This is a genomic window from Sphingobium sp. HDIP04 (genome assembly GCF_000445085.1).
Taxonomy (GTDB): domain Bacteria; phylum Pseudomonadota; class Alphaproteobacteria; order Sphingomonadales; family Sphingomonadaceae; genus Sphingobium; species Sphingobium indicum.
Genome location: NZ_ATDO01000111.1, coordinates 1 through 15,954 on the forward strand (window position 1 = coordinate 1; position 15,954 = coordinate 15,954).

Below are 15,954 nucleotides of genomic sequence, written 5' to 3' on the forward strand. Positions count from 1 at the left end.
AAGGGACCGATACTTGCGTATCGGTCCCGAGGCATGTTCGCAGGAGGAACAAGGTGAGGCGGGCGGGCCGTTGATCGGCCCGCCCTGCCAATCTCAGTAGTTGTAGGCGCGCTCGCCGTGGCTGGAGAGGTCAAGACCTTCCATTTCGGCTTCCTTGCTCGGACGCAGACCCATCGTCTTGTCGATGATGAAGTAGAGGATCGCGCTGCCGATGCCGGAGAAGAGCAGGGTGAAGACCACCGCCTTGACCTGGATCCAGACCTGGGTCGGGATGCTGTAGGCTTCCGGATGGAAGGCCGCCGGGAAGACGGTGTAGTCGAACACGCCCTGGCCGCCCAGCGAGGGAGCCGCGACGATGCCGGTGCCGATGGCGCCGACGATGCCGCCGATGCAGTGCACGCCGAACACGTCCAGGCTGTCGTCATAGCCGACCTTGCCCTTCACGAACGCCACGAATATGTAGCAGATCGGCGAGACGATGAAGCCGAGCGCGATGGAGGTCATCGGCGCCGCGAAGCCCGCGGCCGGGGTGATCGCGACCAGCCCTGCCACCGCGCCGGTGACGGCGCCCAGCAGCGAAGCCTTGCCATGGTGGACCTGCTCGACCAGCGACCAGCTCACCGCCGCCGCGCAGGTGGCGACCATGGTGTTGATGAAGGCGACGCCGGTGACGGCATTGGCTTCCAGATTGGACCCGGCGTTGAAGCCGAACCAGCCGACCCACAGCAGGCTGGCGCCGATCATGGTCATGGTCAGCGAGTGCGGCGGCATGGGTTCCTTGGGGAAGCCGACGCGCTTGCCGACCATGAGCGCACCCACCAGGCCGGCAATACCGGCGTTGATGTGCACCACGGTGCCGCCCGCGAAGTCGAGCGCGCCCCAGCCCCAGAGCAGGCCGTAGTCGGTCGGAGCGTCAACCAGGAAGTCCGGGCCGGCCCAGTACCAGACCATGTGCGCCATCGGGAAGTAGATGAAGGTCAGCCACAGCACGACGAACACGATCAGCGAAGAGAATTTCACGCGCTCCGCGAAGGCGCCGACGATCAGCGCCGGGGTGATCATGGCGAAGGTCATCTGGAAGACCACGAACACGAATTCGGGCAGATAGACGTTGTTGCTGAACGTGGCGCCATAGGTCGTGCCGTCGACCCCCATCAGGAAGGCCTTGGAAAGCCCGCCGAAGAAGTGGTTGTCGCCGCCGCTGGTGAAGGCGATCGAATAGCCCCAGCAGCACCAGACCAGGCCCGCGACGGAAACGATCATGAACACCTGCATCAGGATGCTCAGCATGTTCTTGGTGCGGACCAGGCCGCCGTAGAACAGGGCCAGGCCCGGAACCGACATCATCAGCACCAATGCGGCGGAAACCAGCATCCAGGCGACGTCGCCCTTGTTGACCATGCCGGCCATGGCGGCGGCGTCTGGCGCCTTGATCGGCGCGGCCAGCGCCGGTGCGGCTGCGAGCAGGGACAGGCCGACCGCCCCCATCACGCCGCAAAGCTTCTTGGAAAAGGACATTAATTCCCCCTTCTTACAGTGCGGTTTCGCCGGTTTCGCCGGTACGAATGCGCACCGCCTGCTCGACATCGAGAACGAAGATCTTGCCATCGCCGATGGCGCCCGAATTCGCGGCCGCCTGAACGGCCTCGATCACGCGGGGCGCGAGATCGTCGTCGCAGACCACCTCGATCTTGATCTTCGGAACCATGTTCGTCGAATATTCAGCGCCGCGATAGATTTCGGTCTGCCCCTTCTGGCGGCCAAAGCCCTTCACTTCGCTCACCGTCATGCCGGCGATGCCGAGCGAGGAAAGTGCCTCGCGGACATCGTCAAGCTTGAACGGCTTGATGATAGCCATGACAAGTTTCATGTCGCCCCCTGTTACTGGTGTGCGGCGACATACTCAGCAAAAGCCGTGCCAATTCGTAAAAGGCGGGTTAATGCGGGGTTTTTCCCTGACGCGTCAAAACGGCCCGCTGAAAAAATGGGCAGTGCCGGGGCGATGCTCAAAAATTAGGCACAGCCGTTACGGAAAGAACAACCAGCCGTCAGCCGCCACTAGACTACCCTCGTGTAACGTAACCATCCCCCAAGCCGTCATGCTGAACTTGTTTCAGCATCCATTTCTCCGAATTGAGCCTTGGCTTGTGGGGCACGATGGATGCTGAAACAAGTTCAGCATGACGGAAGCGGATGGGGCAAGCCTCACCAACCCCCACTTTCCTCCGCCGCCTCTTCTTCTCCCGGCGCATTTGCGCGGCCCAGCGCGGCGTTGCGATGGGGAAAGCGGCCGAAGCGCTCGATCATCGCATGATGCTCCCGAGCGAACGCCAGGGACTTCGCGTCGCCCGCGCCTTCGAACAGGCTGACCGACAATTTCTGATCGTCCAGCGCCTCGCTATGCTGGAAGGGCATGTAGAAGAACAGCCGCCCGGCGCCGCCAATCTGTATGTCATAGCCATGGGCCACTGCCCCTCGCGCGACGTCGCGGGCCAGCGCATCGGTGGAGAAAGCCGCGGCCGATCCCCGAAACATGTTGCGCGGCAACTGGTCGAACAGCAGGACCGCCGCCAGCGCGTCGTCGGCCCGCTCCAGAAATTCCTCGGCGGGCAGATGGCGCTTTTCTTCCCACAGGGCGCGGAATCGCGCCTGGCACGTCCGGTCGAGCGCCGGATCGTGGCTCCACCATCCCTGCTCGCCGACCTGGTTGAACCAGAAATCCAGCAGGGCCGCCGCCCAGTCGGCGGTCACGGCGTCATGGCTGTCGGTCAGCATGTTCATCATGGAAATAAAGACGGAGGGCGCTTGGGGTTCCTCCGTCCATGGCGCCTGCGCCTCAGGTCGCCGTGCCGCCGACCGTAAGGCCCTCCATCAGCAGCGTCGGCTGGCCTACGCCAGCGGGCACGCTCTGCCCGCCCTTGCCGCACATGCCGATGCCTTCGTCCAGCGCCCAGTCATGGCCGATGCCGACCACCTTGGTCAGCGCCGTCGGCCCGTCGCCGATCAGCGTCGCGCCCTTGATCGGCTCGCCCAGCTTGCCGTTCTCGACCTTGTAGGCCTCAGTGCAGGAAAAGACGAACTTGCCCGACACGATGTCCACCTGCCCGCCGCCGAAGCTCTTGGCGAAAATGCCCGACTTCATCCGGCTCAGCAATTCTTCGGGATCGTCCTGCCCGCCCTTGATGAAGGTATTGGTCATGCGCGGCATCGGCGCATGGGCATAGCTTTCGCGGCGGCCGTTGCCGGTCGGCTCCACGCCCATCAGCCGGGCGTTCAGCCGGTCCTGCATATAGCCCTTGAGGATGCCGTCCTCGATCAGCACATTTTCCTTCGTCGGCGTGCCCTCGTCATCGATGGAGAGCGAGCCGCGCCGGCTCATGATCGAACCGTCGTCCACCACGGTGACGCCCGGCGCCGCGACCCGCTGGCCGACGCGCCCGGAAAAGGCGCTGGTGCCCTTGCGGTTGAAGTCGCCCTCCAGCCCATGCCCGATGGCTTCATGCACCAGCACGCCCGGCCAGCCCGGCCCCAGCAGCACGGTCATCTCGCCCGCAGGCGCGGCCACGGAGCGCAGATTGACCCGCGCCTGCGCCAGCGCCTCGTCAATCGCCCGGTTCCATGCGCCCGAGTCCATCACCTCGTCATAGAGATAGCGACCGCCGATCCCGAACACGCCCGTCTCGCGGCGGCCATTCTCCTCCAATATGACGGAGACGTTGAGCCGCACCAGCGGCCGGATGTCGGTCGCGGTGAAGCCGTCGGCGCGCACGATCTCCACCACCGACCAGCTTCCCGCCAGGCTCACCGACACCTGCGCGACGCGGGGATCGCGGGCGCGGGCGGCGGCGTCGATGGCGGCGCAGAGTGTCACCTTCTCGGCAAAGGGCACGATCTCCAGCGGATTGACGTCGGTATAGAGATGGCGGTTGGTGCGCTGCGGCGGCGGCGCGGGCTGGCCCTTCGCCGGATCGAGCAAGGTCAGCGTCTCGGCGGCGCGGCGGATCGCGGCTTCGCTGATGTCGTTTGCGTGGGCGAAGCCGGTCATCTCTCCCGACACGCCGCGCAGGCCGAAGCCCGCATCGGTCGAATAATCGGCGGTCTTCAGCCGCCCGTCATCGAAGCCGAAACTCTCGCTCGCCCGATATTGCAGGTAAAGCTCGCCATCGTCGCAGCCTTTCAGCGCCTCGGCGGTCAGGCGGCGCGCGCCGTCGGGATCGAGCAGTTCGGGCCGATAGAGCAGGCCGCGGGCATCGGTGAACTGGGGAGCAGCTTCGGTCATGCCGTCCGATATAGGAGCGGCGGGCGGCAAGCCCAACCGATTTGTTGGCGCTCGCGACAGAGGTCGAAGTGCGACGTGCTCCTGCGAAGGCAGGAGCCCAGCTCCAGCGGCGGGACTGGACTCCTGCCTTCGCAGGAGCACGTCACTTCAGGATTAAAGGCTGGCGCCCGAGGGAATATCCGGCAGGCCTGCGATTTCCGGCGTGTCCGCAACGCTGCCGGCCAGCACGAAGCGGCGGTCGCAATAGCCGCAGTCGACATAGCCATGCTCATCGATCTCAAGGAAGACGCGCGGATGGCCTAGCGCGGCGGGAATCTCCCCCGAACCGTCGCAGGAAACGCGGGGCTTGGTGACTCGGATGATTTCAGGCGGTTGGATCATGGCGTCATGGATTAGCAGCGCCGGCGTTGCGCTGCAATATCCGTGGAGAAGGGGCCTTACATCAGCAGCAGCGGCGGCTTCTTTTTCGGACAGGGCTTCTCCACGCCCAGGTCGACCGCCTTGGCCGGCGCCTCCCAATCCAGGCAATCGCGGGCCGTCGCCAGCGAAACCGGCGAAAACATCAGCAGAAAGGGCGCCACCGTCCCGGCAAGAAGAAGCGTGAGAGCCATGATGCGAGTGCCTCACAAAAGCGTTCCGTCGCCGGAACCTTACGCCATTCGCGCCGCCGCGGGAACAGATTTCTCCAGGGGCAGGACATGGTGGGCGATGACGGGCTCGAACCGCCGACATTCTCGGTGTAAACGAGACGCTCTACCAACTGAGCTAATCGCCCGATGCCTGTCCCGATGTCCAGGCGTCCGGTGGGGGCCTATCTACGGCAATCGGGCCGCCGGTCAAGCGGCGATGCGCGCAGGGTCGTCAGGCGCACAGGAAACGGCGGCTCGCGATGAACCAGCGGGTCAGCGCCTCCGCCGCGTGATCGGCCAGCGCGATGAAGACGCGGCGCCCGTCATGCGGGTCGGCCTGCCGGTCGACGAAACCCTTTTCGGTCAGCGTCCTGATCCAGCGCAGCGCGGTGGTCGGCGGCACGGCGGATGCGATGCACAGGCTGGAGACGGACACGCGCTCATGCTCCAGCCGGGCGGCCAGCAGGTCCAGCAGCATGTCCCAGGCAGGGTCCGCGAACAGGTCGGCGGGCAGGAAATCGTCGCGCAGCCGCCGCGCCCGCAACAGGTCGCGCACCTGCGCCGACTCCAGGGTCGCGGCGTCGGCAGGCTTGTCCGCGCTGCCGATGGGTTCCAGGGCGGGCATGCCGATATAATCGCTCGGCTCGTCCGATATGCGCGGGCCGAGGTCGAAGGAGGGGGTGGCGTGGCGGGGACGCAGCGTCAGCGCCTCCAGCGTGCGGGCAAGGCGGCTCACCTCGTCGCTCAATTGCTGGAGCCTCAGTCCCTCATTGTCGCGGTTCGCCTCATGCAGCGATCGGGACGGCGTCTGCCTCGCGGCGGCCAGGAGGGCAGCCGCAAGGTCGGTATGCCCCGGCCTGCAAAGCAACTGCGTCCGCTCGCTGCGCAGGCAGGCATAGGCCAGGTCGACCGTCTCCAGATCGGCCACCAATATGACCGGCATGTCGTTCTGCAACGCCATCGTCTCGATCTGCACCAGCAACCGCTCGATCATCGCGTCGGGCGTCGGGCAGAAGCAGAGGATGATGTCGCAGTCGATCTGCACGTCCAGCCGCGTCGGCGCCAGGTCCAGCGGCACCGTGCCCAGCAGCCGTAGCCCCGCCGCCCGGCTCAGCATCGCGGCGTCGTCCAGATAGATGTCGTCCGCCAGGATCAGCAGGCCCGGCCGGTCGTCCCGCTCGCCGAAGGGTTGGTCCAGGGATGCGCCGAAACCGATCTCATCATGATCCAAACCCACGCCGAAATCTCCCGTCCTGTTTGTTCCAGCTAATCGCAACGCCGTTGTTACGCAGCCAGACCATTCTCCATTATGGATATATGGGCCGCCCATCGCCGCCATAGGCCGCCCTGTAAACGGCTCTTTTCCGGTCTCGCCATAGCGGACCGCCAAAATGGAGCCTTCGATCCCCGCCGAAATGGCGCGAATGGCGGCTTCCCTCGCTTCATCCGAAACGGATCAAGTTTTGCGCACTCTTTTGCTCAAACCGCCGTGCGGCGGGCAAAGTCGATATAGAGGGCGCGTAGCCGCGTCGCGACCGGGCCGGGCCTGCCGTCGCCGATGGCCTGGCCGTCGATCCGCACCACCGACTGGCAGAGGGTGGAGGCGCTGGCGCTGAAGGCTTCCCTGGCCGCCAATGCTTCCGCGACGGTGAAGGGGCGGCGGACGATCGCAATCCCGCTTTCCTCCGCCAGCGCGTTCAGCGCCGTCCCGGTGCAGCCCGCCAGCACCGCCTGGCTGTAGGGCCGGGTGACGATCCCCTCTTCCGTCACGATGAAGGCGGTGGACGACGCGCCTTCGGTGACGAAGCCGTCCTCCACCATCCACGCCTCCTGCGCGCCCGCGTCGGCGGCGGCGCGCTTGGCCATGGCCTGGGCGAGCAGGCCGACGCTCTTGATGTCGCGCCGGGCCCAGCGCAGGTCGGGCATGGTCGCGACTGCGATCCCGTTGCGCGCGGCGGGCACGTCCAGGAAAGGCTTGGCCTGCACGAACATCACCAGGGTCGGCGCGATGCCGGGCGAGGGCAGGAAATCCCGCGTCGCGTCGGCCCCCCGCGTGATCTGGAGATAGACCAGCCCCTCGGTCAGCCCGTTGCGCGCCACCAGTTCCTTCTGCGCCGCCTCGATCTCCGGCAGGGAGAGGGGCAGGGCGATGCCGATGGCCCCGGTCGACCGCTCCAGCCGGGCGAGATGGGACGCGCTGTCGACCAGCCTGCCGTCGATCACCGCCGCGACCTCATAAATGCCGTCCGCGAACAGGAAACCCCGATCCAGCACGGAGACCTGGGCTTGTTCCAGCGGCAAAAACCGGCCGTTCAGATAGGCGATGGACATGGGGCGGGAGGAAATCCTTGGGGGAGAAGAGATGCCCGATGTCGCCGCTCATCCCGGCGGCGTCAAGCATATGAACGGACAAATTCGGAATGTCGGGGGAATGGCCAATGGTGGACATCAATTCCTCCCTACGCGAAGCGTGGGGAGGGGGACCGCCGCTGAAAGCGGTGGTGGAGGGGAAGATTCGGAGGTCGCGCCTTTTCCCCTCCACCAGCCTTCGGCTGGTCCCCCTCCCCATCTCCCGATGGGGAGGAATAGGGTAGGTCCGCAAACCACCCAAATCACCCCGTCCAGCGAGCCTTGAATTTGTCCACACACCCTAAGCCGCCTGCCCCCGCAGAGCCTTCTGCCGCCGCCGCTGCACCGAAGAGCCGATCCCCATCGCCTCGCGATATTTGGCGACGGTGCGGCGGGCGATGTCCATGCCTTTGGCGCGCAGCAGGTCGACCAGCGTGTCGTCCGACAATATGGCGTCGGCCGTCTCCGCCGCGATCAGCGCCTTGATGTGGCTCTTGACCGCCTCGGCCGACACCGCGCCCTCGCCGCCCGCCGCCGCCACGCCGCTGGTGAAGAAATATTTGAGTTCATACAGCCCACGCGGGCAGGACAGATATTTGTTCGACGTCACCCGGCTGACGGTCGATTCATGCATCTGGATCGCGTCGGCCACCGCCTTCAGCGTCAGCGGCTTCAGATGCTCCACCCCCTTGCGGAAGAAATCCTCCTGCTGGCGGACGATCTCGCTCGCGACCTTGACGATGGTCTTCTGCCGCTGGTCCAGCGCCTTCACCAGCCAGTTGGCGCTGGCCAGGCAATCGGCCAGCCACGCCTTGGACGTCCTGTCCTGCGGCCCGGAGGCGAGTTCGACATAATAGGTCCGGTTGATCAGCACGCGGGGCAGGGTGGCGCTGTTGACCTCGATCGCCCATCCTTCCCGCGTCGGCCGCACGAACAGGTCGGGCGTCACCGGCGCGGCGCTCTCGGTGGAAAAGCGCAGGCCGGGCTTGGGATCGTAACCGCGCAATTCGCGGATCATGTCCGCCATATCCTCCTCGTCCACGCCGCAGATCCGGCGCAACTGAGGCAGCGCTCCCCTGGCGAGCAGGTCCAGATTGGCCAGCAGCTTCGCCATGCAGGGGTCGTAACGATCCGCCTCCTTCGCCTGCAAGGCCAGGCATTCCGACAGCGACCGCGCCCCCACCCCGGTCGGGTCGAAACCGTGGATCACGCCCAACACCTGCTCGATCCTGTAAAGCGGCACGCCCATGCCATGGGCGGTCTCCAGCAGATTGGCCTCCAGATAGCCGGCCTCGTCGATCTGCCCGATCAATTGCGCGGCGATCATCAGGTCCATGCCCGACAGCGCGCTGCGCGCCTGATCCATCAGATGTTCCTGAAGCCCCTGTTCCGGATTGGCGAAGCTGTCGAAGTCCGGCGCCTCGCCGCTGCCGCCCGACAGCATGTCCATCCCGCCGCCGGAGCCGATGGCGCCCGCCATCCGGTCGCCCGGCCCGTCGTCGATGAAGGTCTCCGCGCCATAATCGACGTCCAGCGGGGAATCGGCCGCGCCCAGTCCCTGGCCGATCAACTGGTCCGCATCGCCCGTTTCGGCGCGCAGGTCATGCTGCCCCGCCGCCCGGTCCACCCCGTCGGCGGGCGGCGCGAAATCATCCGTCCCGCCCGCCTCCAGCAGCGGATTCTTTTCCAGCTCGCCCGCGACGAACGCCTCGATCTCCAGATTGGACAGCGCCAGCAGCTTGATCGCCTGCTGCAACTGCGGCGTCATCACCAGCGACTGGCTCTGCCGCAGGTCGAGACGGGGCGCGAGCGTCATCAGTCCTTCCCGCCGCCGCCGTCAGGAAAGGCCCGTCCGCCGCCCATGTCAGAGCGAGAAATTCTCGCCCAGATAGAGCCGCCGCACGTCGGCATTGGCGACCAGCTCCGTCGGGCTGCCCGCGAACAGCACCTTGCCGTCATAGATGATGCAGGCGCGGTCCACGATCTCCAGCGTCTCGCGGACATTATGGTCGGTGATGAGGACGCCGATGCCCCGCGTCTTCAACTGCTTCACCAGGTCGCGAATATCCGCGATGGACAGCGGATCGATGCCCGCGAACGGCTCGTCCAGCAACACGATCGACGGATTGGCCGCCAGGGCGCGGGCGATCTCGCACCGCCGCCGCTCGCCGCCCGACAGCGCCATGGCGGAGGAATCGCGCAGCCGGGTAAGGCCGAATTCCTCCAGCAACTGTTCCAGCCGCGCCTGCCGCGCCGCCTTGTCCGGCTCCGCCAGTTCCAGCACCGCGCCGATATTCTGCGCCACGGTCAGGCCCCGGAAGATGGAGGTTTCCTGCGGCAGATAGCCCAACCCCAATATCGACCGCCGGTACATGGGCAGGCCGGTAATGTCCTGCCCGTCCAGCACGATGCGGCCATGGTCGGGCCGCACCAGCCCCATCACCGAATAGAAACAGGTCGTCTTGCCCGCGCCGTTGGGACCGAGCAGCCCGACCACCTCGCCCTTGCCTACGGTCAGCGACACGTCGGCCAGAACGACCCGCTTATCATAGCTTTTGGCGATGGAGATGACGGACAGGCCTTCTCCCACTTCCTGCGGGGGAAGGGGCGATGCCGGCGCTGTCCGGTCCTGCATCATCACGTCGTCCATCACGTCATCCTTGCTGCCGAATGCTTGTCGCGGGTCCAACCCATGACCCCGCGCGGCAATTGGCAAGCTTTGTGCATGGGAACGCCGCCGGGGCAAGGGGAAAATGGTGTTTCGGACCTTTTTGGGGCCATGATCCGCGACAAGATTGGTGTTGGCGCAGGTGCTTTCAATGCACGTCCGACAGGGAAGAAAGAGGGAAATGCCGGGGCGCCCAACGGCGAAGGCCTGTTCCGGTCGGAAGAAATGGTGCGGTCGAGAGGCACGAATTCGGTGTTCCAACATGTATCATGGCGTCTCAAAATCCTGTCAGTTTAATCCTTTAAGATCCCCTGTATGCCAGTGACAGCGGAGGGGATGCGCTGAGCTGCTCGGCGATGGATCGAGCGAACTGATTGAGGATGCCCTGCGGGGATAGGTCGCGCCCGGCCTTCCGCCAACCGGCAGCTTCCGGCTGAATGATCCACCATCGATGCCGGCACTAAACACCTAATGGGAAGCGTGCGTCACGAGAGACGGATACCGCTACTTCTTGCCTATTGCTCAGGGGAAGCGGATTCCGGCGGCTTTGATGTTGCGGCACCTGATCCACGCTTTTTCAGCGCGACCGCCTGAGCGGACACATAGCCCCGGATTTCCTCTGCCTCCGCCTCGTTGAGATGCTGCTTCCAGCCCACCATGCCGTTGCCCTCCAGCGCGCCGTCGATTACCACCGCGCGCCAGGATTGCCCGTCGGAGAGGAAAGCTGAGCGGCGCAGATCGGGAATGACGTTCGAGGATATCGCTGCCGGGCCGTGGCAGCGCGAACAGTACCTGCCGTAATTCGTTCCGCCTTGGGCGATCTGCTTGTCGGTGAATGGGTCCGCGGTTGGATTGGGCGGCGGCGGCGCGCCGGGTTCGGCGGGAAGCTTGGCCTTGCCGTTCAGGCGGAAGGCGACCATCCGGCCCGGCTGGCGTTCGCGTTCGTCGGCGTCGCCGGCCGCGGGGCTGGCGCCGTTACCAGTAGCTATCGCGACATATTGCACGCCGCGGACGCTGTAGGCGATGGGCGCCGCCTGGACGCCGTTGGGCATCTTGTAGTTCCAGACCTCCCGTCCATTATCGGCGCGGAAAGCGGTGAAGCGGCCGGTCACGGCGCCCTGGCCCTGGAACACCAATCCGCCCGCCGTCGCCAGCACGCCCGCGCGGTCCGCCGGCACGCGCCACGCCTCGGTCTGGGTCACCGGATTCCAGGCGAGCAGATGGGTCGGGCCGCCCTTGAGCTTGCTCAGCAGGCCGGTGTTGAAGGGGCCGCGCGTATAGGTCTTGAAATTGGGATCGTCACGTACCTCCGCGCTGTTTTCAAAAGCGTTGAGATAGACGAGGCCGGTCTTTGGGCTGTAGGCCATGGCATGCCAGTTATGCGCGCCGGAGCTGTTGGGCCGCAGGTGGAAGGGTCCATCGGTATAGCGGGAATTGGGTGTCTCGATCGGGCGGCCGGTCACCGTGTCGATGCCCGATGCCCAAGTCACGGGGACATAGGGCTTGGCCGAGATCACCTTCCCGTTGGTGCGGTCCAGCACATAGAAAAACCCGTTCTTCGGCGCGTGCATCAGCACCTTGCGGACCTTGCCGTCGATGGTCAGGTTTCCCAGGATCATCGGCTGGGAGGAATTATAGTCCCAGGCCTCCTGCGGATTCTCCTGATAGTGCCAGATATATTTGCCGGTGTCGGGGTCGAGCGCGATCACCGAGCAGAGGAACAGATTGTCGCCCTTGCCCGCGGTGCGGTATTTCGGATTCCACGGCGAGCCGTTGCCGGTGCCGATGTAGAGCTGGTTCAGTTCCGGATCGTAGGAAATCGCGTGCCAGGCCGTGCCGCCGCCGCCATATTTGGCATAGTCGCCGGACCAGGTCGGGCGCACCAGCTTCTCCATGATCGCGTCCGAGGCGGCGTGGTCCGGCCCCTTCGCGGGATCGCCGGGCACGGTGTAGAAGCGCCACACCAACTTGCCCGTGGCCGCGTCATAGGCCGAGACATAGCCCCTGACCCCGAAATCGGCGCCGGCGTTGCCGATGATGACCTTGTCATGGATCACGCGGGGCGCGCCGGTGATCGTGAGCGCGCTCTTCGGATCGACCGTCTGGGTGCTCCAAAGCTGGGTGCCGGTGCGCGCGCTGATCGCGATCAGCCGCCCGTCGAGTGTGCCGACATAAACCTTGCCCTTGTAGACTGCGACGCCGCGATTGACCGTGTCGCAGCAGACCTTCACCCCCGTGTCGCCCGGCACCATCGGATCGAAGAACCATATCTGTCGCCCGGTGGCCGCGTCGAGCGCGTAGACCTTGCTCCACGATGTGGAGACATACATCACCCCGTCGACCACCAGCGGCTCGGATTGCTGCCCCCGGACCGTGTCGAAGTCGAAGCTCCAGGCGGGCTTCAGGTCCTTGACCGTGTTGACGTTGATCTGATCGAGCTTCGAATAATGGTCGCCGTTTAAGGTGCCGCCATTGACCAGCCAATTCGCCGGTTCGGAGGCGGCGGCGATCATCCGGGCATCGTCGACGGCGCCGGGGTGGACACCTGCCACCGTCGCGGCAAGCAGGGGTGCACCGGCGCAGGTTAAGATAATGATCCGGATTATGCGATTCATTATATTCCCCGTTTTCCTGCTTTTCGCGCAGGATAACCAAGGGGATTAGCGTGTCAATCTATAAACCTATAAGCCATAATATTGATTGTTACAGCGGGGCGGGCGTGAAGAGGAAGCTGCGATAGCCGCGGGTGAAGCGCTTGATCCGCGCCGTCCAGGGTGTTCGGGCGGCGGTGCGCCAAGCCTCGCCGGCCGGAATGTCGGATCCCGCGAGCGTGAATAGCGCCAGATAGCGCGGCGACGCGTCGGACCGATGGCGCGCGATCCCGCTCACGCCCGGCAGCGCGTCCAGGCGCGGCAGATGCTCGGTGTCGTACCAGGCGTTGAATTCCTCCTCTGCCTCGTCCGCGACTTCGAGGAAGTTGCAGAGGAGCGCCGTGGCGTTCGCAATCTCGACAAGGCCGACACGGGCGATGCGTGCGCCACTCCACCGCATCTCGCCTTCGACGGGGGGCGCGGCGATCGGACGGGGGGAGAGCAGCATGCGCGTGACTGGCGCGCCCTCGCCTCCCCCGCTGCCGACCCGCGCCCGGCCTGTCAACGCCGTCTCGCCAGCCGCGGGCCGGGGCGTCTCCGCCGCGATCAGCAGATGAATCGCCTCGGCGCTCAATCCGGCAGCCCCTGCCGCGTCAGGCGCGCGAGCGTGCGGATCGCGCGCTCCGGCGACCGGCGGAAGGGGATCCCCGCCGCCAGCATCTCCTCGGCCAGTTCGGCGGCGAGCGGGCTGCTCCCGCCCATCAGCGTATAGACCACCGGCTTGGTCGTGCCCGCGAGCGCGGGAAGGGTGGCGCGCGCGTTGCGGAGGCCGATATCCGGCGGCCCGGGCATGATCGCGATCAGCAGGCTGCCCACCGCCGGATCGTCGAGCAGCACGCGCGCGGCGCGGCCATAGACCTGCCAGTCGGTGAGGCCCGCGCCCGACAGATCGACCGGATTGCCCTCCGGGACCGCGTGGCGCGCCGCTTCGCGCAGGCCCTGCGTCGTCTCCGGCGACAGGGAAGTGAGCGGCAACGCCTCGCTCTCGCAGATATCGGCGAGGATGCCCTTGACGCCGCCATCGGTGAGCAGGACCGCCCCGCCGCGCGGCAGGTCGCCGAAGCGCAGCAGCAACTCGCCCGCGTCCCAGAATTCTTCCAGCGTTTCGGTGACGACGCAGCCCGCGTCCAGCGCCGCCGCGATGGTCGCGGCGTGGTCGCCGGTCTCGGCGCCGCTGTTGAAGGCGGCCGCCTGACGCGCGCGAGGCGAGCGGCCCGGATGCAGCAGGACGACGTGCTTGCCTTTGCCACGCGCGCGGCGGATCGCGGCGAAGAAGGTCTCCGGCTTCCGGACCTGCTCGGCGAAGACGAGGATCACGTCCGTCGCCGCGTCATCGATCATGAAATCGAGGAAGTCCGCGGCGCAGAGCACCGCCTCGTTGCCCGTGCAGATCGAATAGGAGACCGGCGTGCGCAGCGCTTCCAGCGCGAGCCGCGTCTGTCCGCTGACGCCGCCGGTCTGGGTGATCAGCCCCACCGCGCGCCGACCTTCGAGCGGCACCGGCTTATGGTTGCCGAACGACAGGGAGAGGCCGTCGGCGAAGTTGCTCAGCCCCACGGTGCCTGGCCCCAGCACCGCCACGCCGGCGCGGGCGGCGGCGTCGGCGAGGTCGCGCTGGCGCTGCTTTCCGGCCTCCCCTTCCTCCGCGAAGCCTGAGGCGTAGACAATCGCGGCGCAGATGCCGCGCGCGCCGCATTCGCTGATCGCCGCCGGAACCATGGCCGCATCCATCGTGAGGAGGGCGATGTCGATCCTCTCCGGCAGGTCGAGGATCGTCGCATGGGCGGGGTGGCCGTCGATGGACTGGGAGCGGCTGACGAAATGGAGCGCGGCCGGATCGAAGCCGAAGCGCCGCAGATTGGCGAGCACGCGCATTCCCATGATTTCCCAATGGGTCTGGGGCGCGTCGGCGTCGGGCGGCGCGAGGCCGATGATCGCGATGGAGCGGGGGCGCAGGAAGCGCGCGATGCTGTCGGCGTGATCGGACATGTCAGCGGGCGCCGCTCAACTGCCGGGCCACGCGGTCGTCCGCGCTGCCCTGCCCCCGCGCGCGGGCCAGCAGGATCGCGCCCGCGCCGATCAGGGCGGCCACCGCGTAGAGGGGATAATAAGCGGACTTGTCGAGGCCAAGGCCGATCAGAACGCCGCCGGCATAAGGGCCTGCGATCGCCCCGAACCGGCCCATGCCCACCGCGAGGCCGACGCCGGTGCTGCGCGCATGGTCCGGGTAGAGCCGGTTGCTGGTGATCAGCATGCCGGTGAAGGCCGCCTCGATCGAGAACATGCTGAGCATCGCGAACAGGATGAGCGTCACCGGCGAGCTGACCCAGGCGAACCCCATCAGCCCAACGGCGCAGAGCAGCAGCGCGCCCGCCGTGGCGCGGCGCGCGCCCAGCCGCGCCGCCAGGGTGCCGATGGCGAGCACGCCAAGGATCGCGGCGAAGCTGGTCGCCATGCCGACCGCCACCGCCGCCTGTCCCTTGAAGCCGGCGAGCACCAGCACCTGCGGCTTCCAGCTGGTCAGGAAATAGCTGACGAAATAGCGCATGAACGACGCCAGCCAGAGGAACAGCGTTGCCGAGCGCAGCGGTCCGGACAGGATCGCGCCGATAGCGAGCGGCGAGCGGCTCGGCCGCTCCGGCATTGGCGGCAGCGCGGCGAGTTCCGGCTGCTTCAGGCGTCGCAGGATGGCGTTGGCGCGGGCGAGGGCGTTGGCCGGCTGGCGGTTCAGCAGGAAATGCAGCGATTCCGGCAGCAGGACGAAGGCCGCGATTGCGACCGCGCCGGTGATCAGGCCGGCGACGAGATAGATGCTGCGCCAGCCATGGGCGCCGAGCAGCGCCGCGCCGATCGCCGCGCCGATCATCGCCCCGATTGCGAATCCGATATGGACGCAGGCGAGGAAGAAATTGCCGCGCGTCTCGTTGGAGAATTCGACGACGATCACGCTCAGCGACGGCACCAGCGCGCCGATCGCCAGCCCCGCCAGGAAGCGGAACAGGAGCAGCGTCTCCCAGTTGGTGCTGGCCGAGATCGCGATCATCGCCACCGCGCTGGTGGTGGCCGCCGCGAGCACGATCGGGCGCCGGCCGAAGCGGTCTGCCAGTGGCGCGATCAGGATCGCGCCGAGCATCAGCCCCGCCGCCCCGGCGCTCAGGATCAGGCCCATGGTTTGGGGGGCGAGACGCCAGTCCTTCAGGATCGCGGGCGCCGCATAGGCGGTGGCCGTGGTGTCGAGGCCATCGCAGATGTTGATCAGCACGCACAGCGCGACCACCGCGATCTGGAAGGCCGAAAGCGGCGCGTCGGCCAGGAGCGGCCTTACCTTGACGGACGAATTCGCCATGACATCCTTCTTCCTGTTTGTTCCCGCTTTCG

The 15,954-nt window shown here is 66.4% G+C and carries 15 protein-coding genes and 1 tRNA gene; 1 reads left to right on the top strand and 15 read right to left on the bottom strand.

Features of this window, described 5'->3' with window-relative positions; translation table 11 throughout:
- Nucleotides 1-93: 93 nt before the first annotated feature.
- The 11 genes from L286_RS39785 to lptB form a co-directional block, all read right to left on the bottom strand.
- Complete coding sequence (locus L286_RS39785; RefSeq protein WP_020818992.1) at nucleotides 94-1,518, bottom strand: ammonium transporter; 1,425 nt, start codon at nucleotides 1,516-1,518, stop codon at nucleotides 94-96.
- Between the two features lie 13 nt (nucleotides 1,519-1,531).
- Nucleotides 1,532-1,870: a P-II family nitrogen regulator gene (locus L286_RS39790; RefSeq protein WP_007686860.1), complete on the bottom strand. Its 339-nt coding sequence runs from the start codon at nucleotides 1,868-1,870 to the stop codon at nucleotides 1,532-1,534.
- A gap of 335 nt (nucleotides 1,871-2,205) precedes the next feature.
- Complete coding sequence (locus L286_RS39795) at nucleotides 2,206-2,781, bottom strand: DUF924 family protein (protein WP_025161173.1); 576 nt, start codon at nucleotides 2,779-2,781, stop codon at nucleotides 2,206-2,208.
- Between the two features lie 55 nt (nucleotides 2,782-2,836).
- Nucleotides 2,837-4,279: a metalloprotease TldD gene (tldD, locus tag L286_RS39800; RefSeq protein ID WP_021223682.1), complete on the bottom strand. Its 1,443-nt coding sequence runs from the start codon at nucleotides 4,277-4,279 to the stop codon at nucleotides 2,837-2,839.
- Between the two features lie 153 nt (nucleotides 4,280-4,432).
- Nucleotides 4,433-4,660: a zinc-finger domain-containing protein gene (locus L286_RS39805; protein WP_013038834.1), complete on the bottom strand. Its 228-nt coding sequence runs from the start codon at nucleotides 4,658-4,660 to the stop codon at nucleotides 4,433-4,435.
- A gap of 56 nt (nucleotides 4,661-4,716) precedes the next feature.
- Complete coding sequence (locus tag L286_RS49020; RefSeq protein WP_007686852.1) at nucleotides 4,717-4,890, bottom strand: hypothetical protein; 174 nt, start codon at nucleotides 4,888-4,890, stop codon at nucleotides 4,717-4,719.
- An 88-nt stretch (nucleotides 4,891-4,978) separates the two neighbouring features.
- Nucleotides 4,979-5,054, bottom strand: a tRNA-Val gene (locus L286_RS39810).
- Between the two features lie 86 nt (nucleotides 5,055-5,140).
- The gene (locus tag L286_RS39815) at nucleotides 5,141-6,145 is read right to left on the bottom strand and encodes a MarR family transcriptional regulator (protein ID WP_025161172.1); all 1,005 of its coding nucleotides are present in this window, start codon (nucleotides 6,143-6,145) and stop codon (nucleotides 5,141-5,143) included.
- A gap of 242 nt (nucleotides 6,146-6,387) precedes the next feature.
- Nucleotides 6,388-7,239 carry a D-amino-acid transaminase gene (locus L286_RS39820; RefSeq protein ID WP_020818997.1) on the bottom strand — a complete coding sequence of 284 codons (852 nt, stop codon included), beginning with the start codon at nucleotides 7,237-7,239 and terminating at the stop codon, nucleotides 6,388-6,390.
- A gap of 319 nt (nucleotides 7,240-7,558) precedes the next feature.
- Nucleotides 7,559-9,073, bottom strand: coding sequence for an RNA polymerase factor sigma-54 (rpoN, locus tag L286_RS39825; protein ID WP_020818998.1), 1,515 nt, complete (start codon nucleotides 9,071-9,073; stop codon nucleotides 7,559-7,561).
- A gap of 48 nt (nucleotides 9,074-9,121) precedes the next feature.
- On the bottom strand, nucleotides 9,122-9,907 hold the full coding sequence (gene lptB / locus L286_RS39830) for an LPS export ABC transporter ATP-binding protein (protein ID WP_007686845.1): 786 nt from the start codon (nucleotides 9,905-9,907) through the stop codon (nucleotides 9,122-9,124).
- 42 nt (nucleotides 9,908-9,949) lie between these two features.
- Here lptB and L286_RS48615 point away from each other — a divergent pair, with 42 nt between their 5' ends.
- Nucleotides 9,950-10,222: a hypothetical protein gene (locus L286_RS48615; RefSeq protein ID WP_152520586.1), complete on the top strand. Its 273-nt coding sequence runs from the start codon at nucleotides 9,950-9,952 to the stop codon at nucleotides 10,220-10,222.
- 218 nt (nucleotides 10,223-10,440) lie between these two features.
- On the opposite strand, the gene L286_RS39835 is transcribed toward L286_RS48615, so the two are convergent.
- The 4 genes from L286_RS39835 to L286_RS39850 form a co-directional block, all read right to left on the bottom strand.
- Nucleotides 10,441-12,540, bottom strand: coding sequence for a PQQ-dependent dehydrogenase, methanol/ethanol family (locus L286_RS39835; RefSeq protein WP_020819000.1), 2,100 nt, complete (start codon nucleotides 12,538-12,540; stop codon nucleotides 10,441-10,443).
- 88 nt (nucleotides 12,541-12,628) lie between these two features.
- Nucleotides 12,629-13,150 (bottom strand): DUF4286 family protein, encoded by a 522-nt coding sequence (locus tag L286_RS39840; protein WP_020819001.1) that lies wholly within the window; start codon nucleotides 13,148-13,150, stop codon nucleotides 12,629-12,631.
- Nucleotides 13,147-14,565 carry a CoA-binding protein gene (locus L286_RS39845; protein WP_020819002.1) on the bottom strand — a complete coding sequence of 473 codons (1,419 nt, stop codon included), beginning with the start codon at nucleotides 14,563-14,565 and terminating at the stop codon, nucleotides 13,147-13,149. The genes L286_RS39840 and L286_RS39845 overlap by 4 nt, the downstream gene beginning before the upstream one ends.
- A 1-nt stretch (nucleotide 14,566) precedes the next feature.
- A complete protein-coding gene (locus L286_RS39850; protein WP_020819003.1) occupies nucleotides 14,567-15,922 on the bottom strand; it encodes an MFS transporter in 1,356 nt (451 codons plus the stop codon).
- Nucleotides 15,923-15,954: the final 32 nt, after the last annotated feature.